We start from the raw sequence: 16,909 nt of genomic DNA on the forward strand, positions 1-16,909 counted from the left end.
TGCAGCGAATTACGCGTTGCCGGCGAGCTTTTCCCGCAGGGCGGCCAATTGGGCGTCGCTGGCCAGCGACCCGCCGGCCGCCTTCTCCTGCGGCGCGCCGTTGCCCGACGACTGCTCGGCGTGACCGGCCGCCTCGGCCGCGGCGAACTTCTCCATCTGCGCGGTGTGCATCTTGTGCCGGCGCTCGGCCTCGGCGTAGCGGGCCTCCCACTCGGTGCGCTGCGTGTCGAAGCCCTCGAGCCATTCGTTGGTCTCGGCGTCGAAGCCTTCGGGGAAGATGTAGTTGCCCTGATCGTCGTAGCTGTCGGCCATGCCGTACTTCGCCGGGTCGAACTCGTCGGTGTAGTCCTCGTTGGCTTGCTTGAGCGACAACGAGATCCGGCGACGCTCCAGGTCGATGTCGATGACCTTGACCATGGCGTCGTCGCCGACGGCCACCACCTGGTCGGGCACCTCGACGTGGCGCTCGGCCAGCTCGGAGATGTGCACCAGGCCCTCGATGCCCTCCTCGACGCGGACGAACGCGCCGAACGGCACCAGCTTGGTGACCTTTCCGGGCACGATCTGGCCGATGGCGTGCGTGCGGGCGAAGTGGCGCCAGGGGTCTTCCTGGGTTGCCTTGAGCGACAACGAAACCCGCTCGCGGTCCATGTCGACGTCGAGCACCTCGACGGTGACCTCGTCACCGACCTGGACCACCTCGGACGGGTGGTCGATGTGCTTCCAGGACAGCTCGGAGACGTGCACCAGACCGTCCACACCACCAAGGTCGACGAACGCGCCGAAGTTGACGATGGACGAGACGACACCCTTGCGGATGGCGCCCTTCTGCAGCTGGTTGAGGAACTCGCTGCGCACCTCGGACTGGGTCTGCTCCAGCCAGGCCCGGCGCGACAGCACGACGTTGTTGCGATTCTTGTCCAGCTCGATGATCTTGGCCTCGATCTCCTTGCCGATGTACGGCTGCAGATCGCGGACCCGACGCATCTCGACCAGCGACGCGGGCAGGAAGCCACGCAGGCCGATGTCGAGGATCAGGCCACCCTTGACCACCTCGATGACGGTGCCCTTGACGGCCTCGTCCTTCTCCTTGAGCTCCTCGATGGTGCCCCAGGCGCGCTCGTACTGCGCGCGCTTCTTGGACAGGATCAGGCGGCCCTCTTTGTCCTCCTTGGTGAGAACAAGGGCTTCGACCTCATCACCGACGGAAACGACCTCGCTGGGGTCGACATCGTGCTTGATGGAGAGCTCGCGGGCGGGGATGACGCCCTCGGTCTTGTAGCCGATGTCGAGGAGCACCTCGTCCCGGTCCACTTTGACGATCGTCCCCTCGACGATGTCGCCATCGTTGAAGTACTTGATCGTTTTGTCTATTGCGGCAAGAAAGTCCTCGCTGGAGCCAATGTCGTTGACGGCTACTTGGGGCGAGGTGACGGTGGGACTCGGCATGTGGTGGGTTGCTCCGGACAGGTTGGGTCGTAGGGACAAAACTGGGATTTATCTATTGAGGTTACTCGACTGCGTACACGCTGGCCAAACCCGGGCGGCCCGCCACTTGCGCGACACCGGGCATTTGCCCACGGCGAAAGTGACGGCAACGCGAATTTCGCGGCAATTTTCTCTCCGCCAGATCATCCTCGTCCACTGACGCCGCCGTCAATGCGCTGCCGCGTCCCATGAACGGCCGTAGCCCACCGAGACCTCCAGCGGGACATCGAGCGGATAGGCGCCGCCCATCTTCTCGCGGGCCAGCGCCTCGAGCTGGTCCCGCTCGCCCGGGGCGATTTCGAACAGGAGTTCGTCATGCACCTGCAGCAACATGCGGGACTTCAGTCCGGCGTCTTTGATCGCCTTGTCGACCTCGATCATCGCGACCTTGATGATGTCGGCGGCGCTGCCCTGGATGGGCGCGTTGAGCGCCGCCCGCTCGGCGGCCTCCCGCACCTGGCGATTGCTGCTGTCCAGCTCGGGAAGGTAGCGGCGGCGGCCCAGCACCGTCGAGGTGTAGCCGTCCTTGCGGGCCTGCTCCACGATGTTCATCAGGTAGTCGCGCACCCCGCCGAACCGGGCGAAGTAGGCGTCCATCTGTTCCTTCGCCTCTTCGGTGGAGATCTTCAGCTGCTGCGACAGGCCGTAGGCGCTCAATCCGTAGGCCAGCCCATACGACATCGCCTTGACCCGGCGGCGCAGCTCGGCGGTGACCTCGTCGATCGGCACGCCGAATGCGCGGGACGCGACGAACGAGTGCAGGTCCTCCCCCGTGTTGAACGCCTCGATCAGGCCCTCGTCCCGGGACAGGTGCGCCATGATCCGCATCTCGATCTGGCTGTAGTCGGCGGTCATCAGCTCGCTGTAGCCGTCGCCGACCACGAATGCGTCGCGGATCCTCCGGCCGGCCTCGGTACGGATCGGAATGTTCTGCAGGTTCGGCTCGGTCGACGACAGCCGGCCCGTCGCCGCGATGGTCTGGTTGAACGTGGTGTGGATACGCCCGTCCGAGGCCACCGAATTCAGCAAACCATCGACGGTCACCTTGAGCCGGGTGGCGTCGCGGTGGGTCAGCAGGTGCTGCAGGAACGGATGGCCCGTCTTGTCGAACAGTGACTGCAGGGCGTCGGCGTCGGTGGTGTAGCCGGTCTTGGTGCGCTTGGTCTTCGGCATCTCCAGCTCGTCGAAGAGCACCGCCTGCAGCTGTTTCGGCGAGCCCAGGTTGATCTGTTTGCCGATGACCGCGTAGGCCGCTTCGGCCGCGTCGCGGATCTGGTGGGCGAAATCGCTCTGCAGCTCGCCGAGCAGATCCAAATCGACTGCGATACCGGTGTGTTCCATCCCGGCCAGCACCCGCTGCACCGGCAGCTCCATGCCGCCGAGCAGCGACGTGGAGTTGATGCGGGCGAGCTCTTCGTCGAGCGCGTCCGCCAGATCCAGCACCGCCACGGCCCGCAGGATCAGCGTCTGCACCGCCTGGTCGTCCGTACCTTCAGAATCGTCCAGCAGCGAAAGCTGTTGCTGCTCAGGGGTTTCCGCGCGCAGCTCCCTGCGCAGGTAGCGCAGCGACAGGTCCTCGAGGGAAAAGCTGCGCTGCCCGGGCCGCACCAGGTAGGCGGCCAGCGCGGTATCGGAGGTGACGCCGGCCAGCGTCCAGCCCCGGCCGGCGAGGTCGTGCATCGCCAGCTTGGCCTCGTGCAGCGCCTTGGGCGGACCCGGGTCGGCCAGCCAGGACGCCAGCGCCGCCTCGTCGTCGGGATCCAGCGTCGAGGTGTCGATGTAGCGGCCCTCACCGTCGGCGGAGACGATGGCCACCGCGGTGGCGTCGGCGTCGTAGGCCAAATGCGTGCCGACGACGGCCAGCCCGAACCGCTTGCCCGAGCTGTGCTCCGCCAGCCACACCGCCAGCTCGCCGGGCTGCAGCGCGCCCCCGCGGACGTCGAAACCGGCGTCGACCTCGGGCTCTGCCGCCGCCAGGGTGTCGAACAACCTGTCGCGCAACACCCGGAACTCCAGGTCGTCGAAGAGCCGGTGAATGTGGTCGCGGTCCCAGGGCTGCATGCGCAGCGTGTCCGGGGTCTGCGCCAGCGGCACGTCCTTGACGAGATCGGTCAGCTCGCGGTTGCGGATCACGCTGGCCAGGTTGGCCCGCAGCGCGTCGCCGACCTTGCCGCGCACTGAGTCGACGTTGTCCACCAGCCCCTGCAGCGAGCCGTATTCGACGATCCATTTGGACGCGGTCTTCTCCCCGACCCCTGGGATGCCGGGCAGGTTGTCGCTCGGATCGCCACGCAGGGCCGCGAAGTCCGGGTATTGCGTGGGGGTCAGCCCGTACTTCTCGACGACCGCGTCCGGCGTGAACCGGGTGAGTTCGCTGACGCCCTTGCGCGGGTAGAGGACGGTGACGTCGTCGCTGACGAGCTGCAGGGAGTCGCGGTCCCCCGTGACCACCAGGACGCGGAAGCCCTCGTTCTCGGCCTGGGTGGCCAGCGTCGCGATGAGGTCGTCGGCCTCGAAGCCCGGCTCGGCCAGCACCGTGATGCCCAGCGCGTTAAGCACCTCTTTGGTGATGTCGATCTGGCCGTGAAACTCGTCCGGCGTCGACGAGCGGTTCGCCTTGTACTCGGGGTAGCGCTCGGAGCGGAAGGTCTGCCGGGACACGTCGAACGCGGCGGCGACGTGGGTCGGGCCCTCGTCGCGCAACAGGTTGATCAGCATTGCGGTGAAGCCGTACACCGCGTTGGTGGTCAGGCCGCCGCGGGTCTTGAAGTTCTCGGCGGGCAGCGCGTAGAAGGCGCGGAAGGCCAGCGAATTGCCGTCCAGCAGCATCAGCGTCGGCTTGGTCTGCTCCTCGCTGGCGATACTCACGGCTCACACTCTAGGCATCCGGTACGACGAGGCATGCGCCCCAACCACCCGGGGCCAGAACTGCAACACGTTTCAGTTTTGTATCGGGGCTGGGTAGTCTGGCCGAGTGCCAGAGGTCACCAGCCAAGAGCCCGCTATCGACGGATGGTTCGCCATCGACGCCACCAGAAGCGCCCACTTGATCGGCGGTAAGTGCCCCGAGTGCGGCACCTATGTCTTCCCGCCGCGCGAGAACAACTGCCCCAACCCGGGCTGCGCCAGCGACACACTGGAGCCCGTCGCGTTGTCCACCCGGGGAACGTTGTGGAGCTACACCGAGAACCGGTATCCGCCGCCACCGCCCTACCCGGCCCCGGATCCCTTCGAGCCGTTCGCCATCGCCGCGGTCGAGCTGGCCGACGAGGGAATCATCGTGCTGGGCAAGGTGGTTGAGGGCACGCTGGCCGCCGATTTGAAGGTCGGCATGGAGATGGAGCTGACCACCATGCCGCTGTTCACCGACGACGACGGCGTACAGCGCCTCGTCTATGCGTGGAGGATTGCCTGATGCCCGAACCGCTGTACATTCTCGGCGCCGGCATGCACCCCTGGGGCAAGTGGGGCCGCGACTTCACTGAGTACGGGGTGGTCGCCGCGCGCGCCGCGCTGGCCGAGGCCGGCCTGGACTGGACACAGATCCAGTTGGTCGCCGGCGCGGACACCATCCGTAACGGCTACCCGGGCTTCATCGCCGGGTCGACGTTCGCCCAGAAGCTGGGCTGGAACGGCGTCCCGGTCAGCTCGAGCTACGCCGCGTGTGCGAGCGGTTCCCAGGCGCTGCAGAGCGCGCGGGCCCAAATCCTGGCCGGTTTTTGCGACGTCGCGCTGGTGATCGGCGCCGACACCACCCCGAAGGGCGCGTTCGCTCCCGTCGGCGGAGAACGCAAGAACGACCCAGACTGGCAGCGGTTCCACCTGATCGGCGCGATGAACCCGGTGTACTTCGCGCTGCTGGCGCGTCGCCGGATGGACCTCTACGGCGCGACGGCCGAGGACTTCGCCCAGGTGAAGGTGAAGAACTCGCGGCACGGCCTGCAGAACCCGAATGCCCGCTACCGCAAGGAAGCTTCGGCCGACGACGTGTTCGCCAGCCCCGTGGTGGCCGACCCGTTGCGACAGCTCGACATCTGCGCCACCTCCGACGGTGCGGCGGCCCTGATCGTCGCCAGCGCCGAGTTCGCCCGCAAGCACCTCGGCTCGCTCGACGGCGTCCCATCGGTGCGCGCGGTCAGCACGGTCACCCCCCGCTACCCGCAGCACCTGCCCGAATTACCAGACATCGCAACGGATTCCACCGCCACGGTGCCCGCACCGGAGCGGGTGTTCAAGGATCAGATCCTGGATGCGGCCTACGCCGAGGCGGGCATCGGGCCCGAGGATGTCAGCCTGGCCGAGGTCTACGACCTGTCGACCGCGCTCGAGCTCGACTGGTACGAGCACCTCGGGCTGTGCCCCAAGGGCGAGGCCGAGGCGCTGTTGCGCAGCGGCGCGACCACCATCGGCGGCAAGGTCCCGGTCAACCCGTCGGGCGGTCTGGCCTGCTTCGGCGAGGCCATCCCCGCCCAGGCCATCGCGCAGGTCTGCGAGCTGACCTGGCAGCTGCGCGGTCAGGCGACCGGCCGGCAGGTGGAGAACGCCACCGTCGGCGTCACCGCCAACCAGGGCCTGTTCGGACACGGCTCGTCGGTGATCGTGGCGCGCTGAACGACGCGCAGGGCTACTCGTCGGGGGTGTCGAGGGTTTCCAGGACGACTTCGGCGACCCGCTTCATCGTGGTGCGCCGGTCCATGGCGGCGCGCTGAATCCACTTGAACGCCTCGGGCTCGGTCATGCCCTGCTTCGTCTGCAGCAGGCCCTTGGCGCGTTCGACGAGCTTGCGGGTCTCCAGCCGCTCGGACAACGTCGCCACTTCGCGTTCCAGCTCGGTGACCTCACTGAAGCGGCTGACCGCCAACTCGATCGCCGGAATCAGGTCGCTGATCGTGAAGGGCTTCACCAGGTAGGCCATCGCCCCGGCATCGCGGGCGCGCTCGACCAAATCGCGCTGGCTGAACGCGGTCAGCACCACGATTGGTGCGATGCGCTTGCTGGCGATCTCGGACGCCGCGTCGATCCCGTCGCGGCGAGGCATCTTCACGTCCATGATCACGAGGTCGGGCCGATGTCGTTCGGCCAACTCGACGGCCTCCTGTCCGTCGCCGGCCTCCCCGACGATGTCGTAACCCTCCTCCCGCAGCATCTCGGCGAGGTCCATTCGGATCAGCGCTTCGTCTTCCGCGATCAGGACCCGGCGCGGCACAGCGGCGTCGGTGGTGTCGGTCGTGGGGCCTGTCATGACGGACATTCTCTCGTGAACGTGCGAGGCCAGCGACCTCGGGGCGGTGAGAAGGGTGTCTACGCCGAATCCTCTATGGTGGGAGGCTGCCTCTAAGGTAGGAGGCCGAGTAAGCCCTCGTATCCCAACTGGCAGAGGAAACGGACTCAAAACCCGTCCAGTGTGGGTTCGAATCCCACCGAGGGCACCACAGGCGGGACAGACAAGCAACGGCCCGTCAGGGCGTACCGGTGGCCCGGATCGAGTTGCCTCGCCTACCGATGCCAGCTGAGGTGACCCCGGCCCGGCATCCCCGCGAAACCGGTGCCTCCAAGCCCCAGGTTTGTTAAATGCGGAAAATCCGTGCCAAAGGTATGAACTCGCCCGAATTTAAATACCGCGCGCAATAAAGGGCACAGTTGCATTCAAATAGAATCGCGCCGGTTACACGATGAATTCATGCCATTTTCGGGGCCCCGCCGAGGCGCCAATCAGCGACCTATGACGCGCCAAGCGCGGCCGGGTTGCGACTGCCGCGTTAGCGGCTAATGCACACTTGTTCTTCCGAGTGCACCACGTTGACCTGCATCGGATCGTTCTGCATCGAGTCGGTGGCCACCCGCAACAACGAGCCCGCCCCGCCGCATCCGACCCCACAGGCGGGGGTTGCCGCCGCGGTGCACGCCAGCATTAGCGCGATCCCGATCCTGCTGCTGAGACTTGCCACACCGCACCCCCGCATTAGAGGAACACATGACCCACATCACAGCCCGACATATGTTTAATAACACGTCGGATAATTTTGTAAACCCCTTCAGCGGAAAATCTTTTTTTAATTTTCCGATGCCCCGAAGCGCCAGCCTGTCGACGGGCATCCGGCGCGTCGTCGGGACCCATTGACTGGCCCACGAACCGAGCTCAGCGGTTACGCTTTTGAATGTGGCGGCTAAGAAGTGCGGCGCCCCACCCGTGTCAGCCGGCTCGGCGAGACGCCCGGACTGCGTAGCCGCAGTGCGGGCGCAGACCCGCGACCGCAATCAGCACTACGCCGCCAGCGCCGCCCGCCGGGCCCGGATCCTGACTATCACCTCGTGGCTGGCCGTCATGGTGAGCGTGAGCTTCGTGCTCGTGCAGATCCTGGGCGGCACCTGGCTGTGGCAGGTCAGCTCGATCAACATCCTCGGCGCGATGATCTTTGCGATGGTCCCGTGGCTGCAGCGATTCGGCGAACTGGTTGCCCCGCTTACCTTTATGGGCGCGGCGTACGTGTCCGTCGTTGCCAGCTGCGTGGACGTCGGCACCGGGTCGGGCGCCCAGTTCTTCTTCCTGGTGGGCGCCTGCATCGTCGTGTTGTTACTGGGGATCGAACACATCGTGCTGGCGTCCGCGCTGGCCGCCATCGCCGCCGGCCTCATCGTCGCCGTCGAGTTCCTGGTCCCCCGCGACACCGGGCTGCAGCCGGCCTGGGCCCAATCGACCGGTTTCATCGTCACGGCGATTTCCAGCGTCGTGATGGTGGTCGTGACGGTGTGGTTCGCCCTGCGTGACACCGCGCGCGCCGAGGCCATGATGGAAACGCAGTACGAGCGTTCGGAGGCGTTGCTGGCCAACATGTTGCCGGCCAGCATCGCCGAGCGGCTCAAGGAGCCAGACCGCAGCGTCATCGCCGACAAGTTCGACGACGCCTCCGTCCTGTTCGCCGATATCGTCGGATTCACCGAGCGGGCCAGCGGCACGGCCCCGGCCGACCTGGTGCGGTTCCTGGACCGGTTGTACAGCGCCTTCGACGCACTGGTGGACAGGCACGGACTCGAGAAGATCAAAGTCAGCGGCGACTCCTACATGGTGGTCAGCGGCGTTCCGCGCGCCCGGTCCGACCACGCGCAGGCCCTCGCGGACTTCGCGCTCGACATGGCCAATGTTGCGGCCGGACTGCAGGATCCGCACGGCAACGCGGTTCCGCTGCGGGTGGGCATGGCATGCGGACCGGTGGTCGCCGGCGTGGTTGGTTCCCGGCGCTTCTTCTATGACGTGTGGGGTGACGCGGTCAATGTCGCGTCCCGGATGGAATCCACCGACTCGGTCGGCCGAATTCAGGTGCCCGAAGCCATGTACGAGCGCCTCAAGGACGACTTCGTGCTGCAGGAGCGCGGCCACATCGACGTCAAGGGCAAAGGCCTCATGCGCACCTGGTATCTGATCGGGCGCAAGGCGGCCGGCGAAACCACCGAGGAAACCACCGATCTGCTGGCAGGGGATTCGCGCACGGCCCACGTGTAGCCCAAAGTGCCCTATACCCAAGGCAGCGTTTGTGTCACACTGCGGCCATGCAAACCACACCTGGATCTCCCCCTGCTCCAAGTTTGTTGCCGCATCTGTGGAAATCGACCCTGTTGTCGGGAATTCTGTCGCTGGCCCTCGGTGTACTGATCTTGGCTTGGCCCGGAAGAACCATCGTCGTTGCCGCCATCTTCTTCGGCGCCTACCTTCTGATCACCGGTGTTGCGCAGGTGATCTTCGCGTTCAGCCTGCACGTCTCGGCGGGCAGCCGGATCTTATTGTTCATCAGCGGCGCGGCGTCGCTGATCCTGGCAATCTTGGCATTCCGCCATTTCGGCAACGCAATCCTGTTGTTAGCCATCTGGATTGGCATCGGGTTCATCTTCCGCGGCGTCGCCACGACGGTCTCGGCCATTCAGGACCCGCACCTGCCGGGGCGGGGATGGGCGATCTTCATCGGCCTCATCAGTCTGCTCGCCGGCATCGTCGTCCTGGCGTCACCGCTCGAATCGATTGTCACGCTGGCGCTGGTGGTCGGGGTCTGGTTCGTGGTCCTCGGCATCTTCGAGATCGTGTCGTCCTTCGGCATCCGCAAGGCCTCGAAGACACTGACCCCCTGAGGCGGCTCTGAAGTAGCGCCGCCCCTGGCTCTTCTACTACACTTCGTAGTAGCCGTGTCGTACGGCTCTGCAGTCTCGGGAGATGACAGATGAATGTCGTCGATATTTCGCGGTGGCAGTTCGGTATCACTACCGTCTACCACTTCATCTTCGTGCCGCTCACCATCGGTTTGGCGCCCCTGCTTGCGGTCATGCAGACGGTATGGGTGGTCACGGATAACACCGCGTGGTACCGGCTCACCAAGTTCTTCGGCAAGTTGTTCCTGATCAACTTCGCCATCGGCGTGGCGACGGGGATCGTCCAGGAATTCCAGTTCGGCATGAACTGGAGCGAGTATTCGCGGTTCGTCGGCGACATCTTCGGCGCGCCGCTGGCCATGGAGGGCCTGTTCGCCTTCTTCTTCGAGTCCACCTTTATCGGGTTGTGGATTTTCGGTTGGGGACGGCTGCCGAAGCTGATCCATCTGGCCTGCATCTGGATCGTCGCGATCGGCGTCAATGTGTCCGCGTTCTTCATCATCGTCGCGAACTCGTTCATGCAGCATCCAGTTGGCGCGCACTACAACCCGGCAACACATCGTGCCGAGCTGGACAGCATCACCGCGCTGCTCGGCAATAACACTGCGCGGTGGGCGTTTACCCACACGGTCACCGGTGCATTGCTGACCGCTGCGACGTTCGTCGCGGCCATCAGCGCGTGGTTCCTGGTCCGTTCGCGCCGCCCGGCGACCGCCACCCCCGCCGCGGAATCGGACGCGCGCTCCATGTTTCGGCCGGCGGCCGTCCTGGGGTGCTGGGTGGTGTTGCTCGCGGCCGTCGGCCTGTTCTTCACCGGTGACCGCCAGGGCAAGCTGATGTTCGTCCAGCAACCGATGAAGATGGCGTCGGCGGAGTCGTTGTGTGGCACCGAGACCGACCCCGACTTCTCGATTCTCACCGTCGGCACGCACAACAACTGCGACAGCATCACCCGCGTCATCGAGGTCCCCTACGTGCTGCCGTTCCTCGCGGAGGGACGGACCAGCGACGTGACGTTGCAGGGCGTGCGCAATATCCAGCAGGACTTCGAGCAACGATTCGGCCCAAACGACTACCGGCCCAACCTGTTTGTCACCTACTGGTCGTTCCGCGCGATGATCGGGTTCCTGGCCGTTCCGATATTGTTCGCGCTGGCCGCGCTCTGGCTCACCCGCGGTGGCCGAGTGCCCAACCAGCGGTGGTTCTCCTGGCTGGCGCTGCTGACCATTCCCACGCCGTTCCTGGCGAACATTTCCGGGTGGGTGTTCACCGAAATGGGACGGCAACCCTGGATCGTCGCACCGAATCCGACCGGCGACCAACAGGTTCGGTTCACCGTCCGTGAGGCCGTCTCACACCATGCGCCCGGCATGGTCGTCACCTCCCTGGTGACGTTCACCCTCGTCTACGCGGTGCTCGCGGTCATCTGGTTCTGGCTGCTCAAGCGGTACGTCACCGAAGGGCCGCGGGAACACGACGCCGAACCGGCTCCCCCGCCGGCACCCCATGACGACGAGGTGGCGCCGCTCTCGTTCGCCTACTAGGCCGGGACCGACAAACTCAGAAAGGGGCTGACCGATGGGACTCCAGCAGTTGTGGTTCGGCATCATCGGGTTGCTGTTCCTCGGTTTCTTCGTTCTGGAGGGCTTCGATTTCGGCGTAGGCATGCTGATGGAACCGCTCGCCCGCGTGGGAATCGGCGAGGCCGAACCCATTCGGCGCACGGCGCTCAACACCATCGGCCCGGTCTGGGACGGCAACGAAGTGTGGCTGATCGTGGGTGGCGCGGGCATGTTCGCCGCGTTTCCCGGCTGGTATGCCACCGTGTTCTCCACCCTGTACCTGCCGCTGCTGGCCATCCTGTTCGGGATGATCCTGCGCGCCGTGGCGATCGAGTGGCGCGGCAAGGTCGATGACACAAAGTGGCGCGGCTGGGCCGATTTCGGCATCGCCGCCGGTTCCTGGCTGCCCGCCGTTTTGTGGGGCGTCGCCTTCGCCATCCTCGTCCGCGGCCTGCCGGTGGACGCCGACGGGCAGGTCAACCTGTCGATCACCGACGTCCTCAACGCTTACACGCTGCTGGGCGGCTTGGCCACGGCCGGACTGTTTCTGCTCTACGGAGCGGTGTTCATCTCGCTGAAGACCTCCGGGGCCATCCGCGAAGACGCCCACCGGCTGGCGGTCTGGCTGTCGCTGCCGGTGACCGGACTGGTTGCGGGCTTTGGCATCTGGACACAACTGGCCTACGGCAAGGGCTGGACCTGGCTGGTACTCGCCGCCGCCGTGGTGGCGCAGCTGGCGGCGGTGTTGCTGGTGTGGCGGCGCATCTCCGACGGCTGGGCGTTCGCCTGCACCGCGGCCGTCGTTGTTGCGGTGGTAATCCTGTTGTTCGGCGCGCTGTACCCGAACCTGGTGCCGTCCACGCTGAACAAGCAGTGGAGCCTGACGATTTACAACGCCTCGTCGACGCCGTACACCCTCAAGGTCATGACGTGGGTGACCGCGTTCATGGCTCCGCTGACGGTGGTATACCAAGCGTGGTCGTACTGGGTGTTCCGGCAACGGATCTCGGCGGACCGGATACCGCCGTCCATCGGCCTGGCGAGGCGGGTGCCCTGAGCGCGACCGATTCGCCGCCCGGCTCGAGAGCGCGGGGCCCACTGGACCCGCGACTGTGGCAGGCATCTAGCGCCCTGCGCCGCTACCTGACCGCGACGGTGTGCTGCGGGGCGGTGATCTCCGGCTGCGCGGTCGGCTCGGCGATCGTGCTGGCGGGTGTGGTTGCCCGAGCCGTCAGCGATCGCTCGGCGCACGGCCTGCGCGTCTGGCTCGTGCCGCTGTCGGTCCTGTTGCTGCTGTGGACCCTTCGCACGTTGGCGCACTGGTTGCAGGCCCGGTTGGGTCAACGCGGCGCCAGCGCGGTCATCGCCGATCTGTCCGGTCAGGTGCTCACGGCGGTGACCGCCCGCCAGCCCGGTGAGCTCGCCGGCCAGCGGGATGCCGCCGCGGTGGTGGTCACGCGAGGCCTCGACGGCCTACGCCCCTACTTCACCGGATACCTGCCCACGTTGCTGCTCGCCGGGATCCTCACCCCGGCCACCGTCGCCGTCATCGCTCTCTACGACCTGAAATCGGCGGCGATCGTGGCGATCACCTTGCCGCTCATACCGATTTTCATGGTCCTGATCGGGCTGGCAACCGCCGACCGGTCGGCGGCGGCCCTGGCCGCGATGACGACACTGCAGGGGCGCTTGCTCGATCTCATCGCCGGCATCCCCACCCTGCGGGCGCTGGGACGCGGTCGGGGCCCGGAGCGCCGCATCGCCGAACTGGCTGCCGCCCATCGCCGCTCGGCCATGGCGACGCTCCGGATCGCGTTCCTGTCAGCACTGGTGCTGGAACTGCTGGCGACGCTGGGCGTGGCTCTGATCGCGGTGGGGATCGGATTCCGCCTGGTGTTCGGCGAGATGACGCTCGCGACCGGCCTCACTGTGCTGTTGCTGGCGCCCGATGTCTACTGGCCGCTGCGCCGCATCGGCGTGGAATTCCATGCCGCACAGGACGGAAGAACCGCCGCAGACAAGGCCTTTGCCCTCATCGGCGAGCCAGCCCCAGCAAAGGCCCGAGGTGAGACGGTCACCGCCCGCGGGGCGGAAATCCGCCTCGACAGGCTCAGCGTCGCCGGTCGCGACGGCAACGCGCCGCACGACCTCGCCGGGCTCATCGAACCGGGCGCGGTGACGGTGCTGACCGGGCGCAACGGTGCCGGCAAAAGCACGACCCTGCAGGCGATCACCGGGGTCACCGTCCCGTCCTCGGGCCGGGTCACCGTGGCCGGCGTCGACGTCGCCGATCTGGAGCCGGGCGCCTGGTGGCGGCAGTTGTCGTGGCTTCCGCAGCGCCCGGCGCTCGTCCCGGGCACGGTGCGGGACAACCTGGTCCTGTTCGGCGAGCTGGACCACCTCGAAACGGCTTGTGCAGCATCCGATTTCGATACGGTGCTGGCCGAACTGCCCGATGGGCTGGACACGGTGCTCGGCCGTGGCGGCGTCGGCCTGTCACTGGGGCAGCGGCAACGGCTCGGCCTCGCCCGAGCGCTCGGATCGTCCGCGCCCGTGCTGCTGCTCGACGAGCCCACCGCGCACCTCGACGCGAACGCCGAGGAACGCGTGTTGCGGGCCATCGTGGAGCGCGCCCGTTCGGGTGCGACCGTCGTCGTTGTCGGGCACCGCGCACCGGTTCTGGCGATCGGTGACCGGGTGGTCGAGGTGGTCGCCGACAGTGGGGTGCGTTATGTCCCGGCCTGATCCGCTGTTGGCGGCCGCGCCCCTGCTGCGGCCCCGACTTCCCCGGCTATTTGCGGCGATCGCGCTGGGTGTGCTTTCGCTGGGCAGCGCGCTCGCACTGGCCGGTGTCTCGGCCTGGCTCATCACGCGGGCCTGGCAGATGCCGCCGGTGCTGGACCTGTCGGTCGCGGCCGTCGCGGTGCGCGCTTTCGCGATTTCGCGGGGGGTGTTGCACTACTGCGAGCGGCTGGTCACCCACGACGCCGCGCTGCGCGCGGCCGGCACCGCCCGGGCGGGGATCTATCACCGGCTGGCCCACGGGCCGGCGGCGGCCGCCGTCCGGCTGCACAGCGGCGAGCTCGTCACCCGCGTGGGCTCCGATGTCGAAGAACTGGCCAACGTGCTGGTGCGTGCCGTGGTGCCGATCGGGGTCGCGGCGGTGCTGGGGCTGGCGGCGACCGTGGTGGTCGCGGCCATCTCGCTGCCGGCGGCGGCGGTACTGGCGATCTGCCTGCTGGTCGCGGGCCTCGTCGCACCGCGGTCGGCGGCGAGGGCCGCGGCCAGCCAGGAAAGCCTCGCCCGGCAGCATCATTCCGACCGCGATACATCTGCGATGATCGCTCTGGAACACGCACCCGAGCTCCGTGTCGCCGGCCTGCTCCCCCGCATCATCGCCGAATCGCAACGCCGCCAACGCGCGTGGGGCGCGGCGCTCGACGCGGCCGCCAGGCCTGCCGCCCTCGCCGAGGCCGCGCCGACGGCCGCAATCGGGGCCAGCGTGCTCGGCTCGGTGGTGGCCGGTATCTGGCTGGCCCCTTCGGTCGCGCCCACGACGCTCGCCGTCCTGATGTTGTTGCCGCTGTCCGCCTTCGAGGCGATGACATCCTTGCCCGCCGCCGCGGTCCAGCTGACGCGATCGCGCATCGCCGCCCGCCGCCTGCTGGACCTGACGGTGAGCGACCGCCCGCATCAGCCCGAATCGCCTGCGGCCCAACCGCGCCCCGGCGCCGCGCTGTCCGCCAACATTCGGGCCGGGCACGCCGGAGCCGCCCGCTCGAACCGCATCACGCTGGAGCTGCCCCAGGGTGCCCGGCTGGCGGTCACCGGCGCCAGCGGGTGCGGCAAGACCACGCTGCTGATGACGCTCGCCGGGCTGCTTCCGCCGCTCGAGGGGCGGGTGCGGCTCGGCGGCACCGATCTGACCGCCTTCCACGAAGACGACTTGCGCGGCGCCGTCAGCTTTTTCGCCGAGGACGCGCATATCTTCGCCACCACGGTTCGAGACAACCTGCTGGTGGCCCGCGGCGACTGCCGGGACGCCGAACTGGAGGTCGCGCTGGGCGCGGTCGGGCTGGGCGCCTGGCTCGCCGGTCTGCCCGAGAACCTGTCGACGGTGTTGACCGGTGGCGCGCAGGCGCTTTCGGGCGGTCAGCGCAGGAGGTTGCTACTGGCGCGGGCGATGCTCTCGCCCGCCCGGATCGTGCTGCTCGACGAGCCGACCGAACACCTGGATGCCGCCGACGCCGAACCGATACTCCGCGACCTGCTGGGGCCGAATTCCCCGCTGATGTCGGCCGATCGGACCGTGGTGGTGGCCACCCACCACCTGCCCGAAAGCATCGGGTGTCGCGAACTGCACCTCGGTGCGCTCAGAGGTGACGCCGGCGCGGCATGAACTCCAGCGACAGCAACACGATCAACAACTGAACGATCTGAGTCATGGAGACCAGCGCGTAGCGCTGGGAGTCCAGCGCGTGGAACTTGCGCACATAGCGGTACAGCGACTCGAGCGCGATCAGCGGGTCGAGGACATGGATCAACCGATAGAAGACGCGCTGGATGCGGCTGCGATTCTTCTCGTCGAAGATTTCCGGGAACGCGGCGAACGCGAGGGAAAGCCGTTGGGCGCCATTCTCTTTGCCGGCCATGATCATGTCCACGCTGAGGCGTTCGTCGATGCCATTGGGGGCTCCGCGCCGGCGCCACGGCACGTCGAGCGTGATGTCGCTGCCGCCACCGGCGGTCGCGTAGCGGTGGAATCCCTGCACCTTGCCCGAGGCGTCCCGGGCGAGGATCAGCTGGATGCCGGGGAACCGGCCCTCCAGCACGCCGTCGAGGTTCATGTGGAATCCGCGCTCGGTGTGGGCCGCCTTACTCGACGCGCGGACCACCTCGGTCAGCTCGGCCAGTTGCTCATCGCTGAGTTCCTGCTCCCCGACGATCTCGGTCGTGATGCCGCAGTTGTGGGAGCGCTTCACCGCCTGGCGCAGGTTGCGGAACTTGCGTCCCACCATGTCGAAACCGGTGACGTCGACGACGACGTCACGCCCTATCGGCACCGCCCGCAGCGACTGTCCGAGCACCGCGGCGTCGTTCCACAATTCGAGCCGTCGCTCGCCGCAACCGACCACCGCGATTCGCCAGCCGTGGGTATGGCACATGGCGGCGAAGTCGGCGACCAGCTCAGGGAATCGAGACTCGTCACCGATCGGGTCACCGCCGACCACGGCGATACCCAGGCGCGTCCGGTAGGCCAGCGCGGCGGTGCCGTCCGCGGTGAAGTGGTAACTCTTACCGGTCTGCATCGCGAAGGGCGCGAGCGGATCATCCCGGGTGGCCTGGATCAATTGCCACACCCGGGGCAGATCCTCCGGACGCGGATGCGACGACGTCGGCCACATCAACACCATGCCGGAGCTGGCGATCACCAGGTCGCCGAGAAGATCGAAGGACAGCACGTACAGGCCCAGCCCGGCCAGCACGAACAACAACGCCGCGACGGCGTGCATGGCCGTCACGGGACGCCCCAGGAAGATGCCGCGTGCGATCCACGTCACCGCGACCAGGACGGTCAGCGACCAGGCCAACCGATCGGTGTAGTGCCACGCCGGCTGGTGATGGTGGCGGACAAGGATTTCGGCCAGCCAGCAGGTGGCGCTCAACAGCGCCAGCGCACCGATCAGCCGGGCCGCCCGCGAATGGACCGAGACGACCAC

At 67.1% G+C, this 16,909-nt stretch carries 11 protein-coding genes, 1 tRNA gene and 2 pseudogenes; 9 read left to right on the plus strand and 5 right to left on the minus strand.

Annotation, left to right across the window (positions count from 1 at the left end; translation table 11 throughout):
- Positions 1 to 9: 9 nt before the first annotated feature.
- Entirely contained in the window at positions 10 to 1,449 is a 1,440-nt protein-coding gene (gene rpsA / locus A5773_RS09155; protein WP_067790599.1) for a 30S ribosomal protein S1, read from the minus strand.
- Positions 1,450 to 1,656: 207 nt separating this feature from the next.
- Positions 1,657 to 4,317, minus strand: a complete 2,661-nt coding sequence (polA, locus tag A5773_RS09160; protein WP_197507866.1) for a DNA polymerase I — start codon at positions 4,315 to 4,317, stop codon at positions 1,657 to 1,659.
- Between the two features lie 145 nt (positions 4,318 to 4,462).
- Here polA and A5773_RS09165 point away from each other — a divergent pair, with 145 nt between their 5' ends.
- Positions 4,463 to 4,903 carry a Zn-ribbon domain-containing OB-fold protein gene (locus A5773_RS09165; RefSeq protein WP_066953157.1) on the plus strand — a complete coding sequence of 147 codons (441 nt, stop codon included), beginning with the start codon at positions 4,463 to 4,465 and terminating at the stop codon, positions 4,901 to 4,903.
- Positions 4,903 to 6,099 carry a lipid-transfer protein gene (locus A5773_RS09170; RefSeq protein ID WP_067264986.1) on the plus strand — a complete coding sequence of 399 codons (1,197 nt, stop codon included), beginning with the start codon at positions 4,903 to 4,905 and terminating at the stop codon, positions 6,097 to 6,099. The genes A5773_RS09165 and A5773_RS09170 overlap by 1 nt, the downstream gene beginning before the upstream one ends.
- A 13-nt stretch (positions 6,100 to 6,112) precedes the next feature.
- Here the strand turns inward: A5773_RS09170 and A5773_RS09175 are convergent, their stop codons facing one another.
- The gene (locus tag A5773_RS09175; protein ID WP_197505468.1) at positions 6,113 to 6,730 is read right to left on the minus strand and encodes an ANTAR domain-containing response regulator; all 618 of its coding nucleotides are present in this window, start codon (positions 6,728 to 6,730) and stop codon (positions 6,113 to 6,115) included.
- Between the two features lie 113 nt (positions 6,731 to 6,843).
- Between A5773_RS09175 and A5773_RS09180 the strand changes: the two genes are divergently transcribed.
- A tRNA-Leu gene (locus tag A5773_RS09180) sits at positions 6,844 to 6,920 on the plus strand.
- Between the two features lie 327 nt (positions 6,921 to 7,247).
- Here A5773_RS09180 and A5773_RS25965 read toward each other — a convergent pair.
- A complete protein-coding gene (locus A5773_RS25965) occupies positions 7,248 to 7,436 on the minus strand; it encodes a hypothetical protein (RefSeq protein WP_156659506.1) in 189 nt (62 codons plus the stop codon).
- 212 nt (positions 7,437 to 7,648) lie between these two features.
- Here A5773_RS25965 and A5773_RS09185 point away from each other — a divergent pair, with 212 nt between their 5' ends.
- The 6 genes and pseudogenes from A5773_RS09185 to cydC all read left to right on the plus strand — a co-directional run bounded on the left by A5773_RS09185 (position 7,649) and on the right by cydC (position 15,620).
- The gene (locus A5773_RS09185; RefSeq protein WP_066953336.1) at positions 7,649 to 8,989 is read left to right on the plus strand and encodes an adenylate/guanylate cyclase domain-containing protein; all 1,341 of its coding nucleotides are present in this window, start codon (positions 7,649 to 7,651) and stop codon (positions 8,987 to 8,989) included.
- 29 nt (positions 8,990 to 9,018) lie between these two features.
- The gene (locus A5773_RS09190; RefSeq protein WP_156659508.1) at positions 9,019 to 9,609 is read left to right on the plus strand and encodes an HdeD family acid-resistance protein; all 591 of its coding nucleotides are present in this window, start codon (positions 9,019 to 9,021) and stop codon (positions 9,607 to 9,609) included.
- 89 nt (positions 9,610 to 9,698) lie between these two features.
- Positions 9,699 to 11,171 (plus strand): cytochrome ubiquinol oxidase subunit I, encoded by a 1,473-nt coding sequence (locus A5773_RS09195; RefSeq protein WP_066953165.1) that lies wholly within the window; start codon positions 9,699 to 9,701, stop codon positions 11,169 to 11,171.
- A 34-nt stretch (positions 11,172 to 11,205) separates the two neighbouring features.
- Positions 11,206 to 12,246 carry a cytochrome d ubiquinol oxidase subunit II gene (gene cydB, locus A5773_RS09200; protein ID WP_066953167.1) on the plus strand — a complete coding sequence of 347 codons (1,041 nt, stop codon included), beginning with the start codon at positions 11,206 to 11,208 and terminating at the stop codon, positions 12,244 to 12,246.
- Between the two features lie 98 nt (positions 12,247 to 12,344).
- The gene (cydD, locus tag A5773_RS09205; protein ID WP_067264980.1) at positions 12,345 to 13,934 is read left to right on the plus strand and encodes a thiol reductant ABC exporter subunit CydD; all 1,590 of its coding nucleotides are present in this window, start codon (positions 12,345 to 12,347) and stop codon (positions 13,932 to 13,934) included.
- Positions 13,921 to 15,620: pseudogene (gene cydC / locus A5773_RS09210) on the plus strand (thiol reductant ABC exporter subunit CydC). Before cydD ends, cydC begins: the two are co-directional and overlap by 14 nt.
- An 83-nt stretch (positions 15,621 to 15,703) precedes the next feature.
- Here cydC and A5773_RS09215 read toward each other — a convergent pair.
- Positions 15,704 to 16,702, minus strand: a pseudogene (locus tag A5773_RS09215) (bifunctional lysylphosphatidylglycerol flippase/synthetase MprF); the annotation flags it as partial.
- Positions 16,703 to 16,909 lie beyond the last annotated feature (207 nt).

The organism is Mycobacterium sp. 852014-52450_SCH5900713 (assembly GCF_001667075.1).
Lineage (GTDB): Bacteria > Actinomycetota > Actinomycetes > Mycobacteriales > Mycobacteriaceae > Mycobacterium.

What these genes read in the sequence shown, in the direction of transcription:
- cydB (WP_066953167.1), top strand. Translation starts at nt 11,206, where the DNA reads ATGGGACTCCAGCAGTTGTGGTTCGGCATCATCGGGTTGCTGTTCCTC.
- rpsA (WP_067790599.1), bottom strand. Translation starts at nt 1,449, where the DNA reads ATGCCGAGTCCCACCGTCACCTCGCCCCAAGTAGCCGTCAACGACATT.
- A5773_RS09195 (WP_066953165.1), top strand. Translation starts at nt 9,699, where the DNA reads ATGAATGTCGTCGATATTTCGCGGTGGCAGTTCGGTATCACTACCGTC.
- A5773_RS09175 (WP_197505468.1), bottom strand. Translation starts at nt 6,730, where the DNA reads ATGACAGGCCCCACGACCGACACCACCGACGCCGCTGTGCCGCGCCGG.
- A5773_RS09170 (WP_067264986.1), top strand. Translation starts at nt 4,903, where the DNA reads ATGCCCGAACCGCTGTACATTCTCGGCGCCGGCATGCACCCCTGGGGC.
- polA (WP_197507866.1), bottom strand. Translation starts at nt 4,317, where the DNA reads ATGCTGCTGGACGGCAATTCGCTGGCCTTCCGCGCCTTCTACGCGCTG.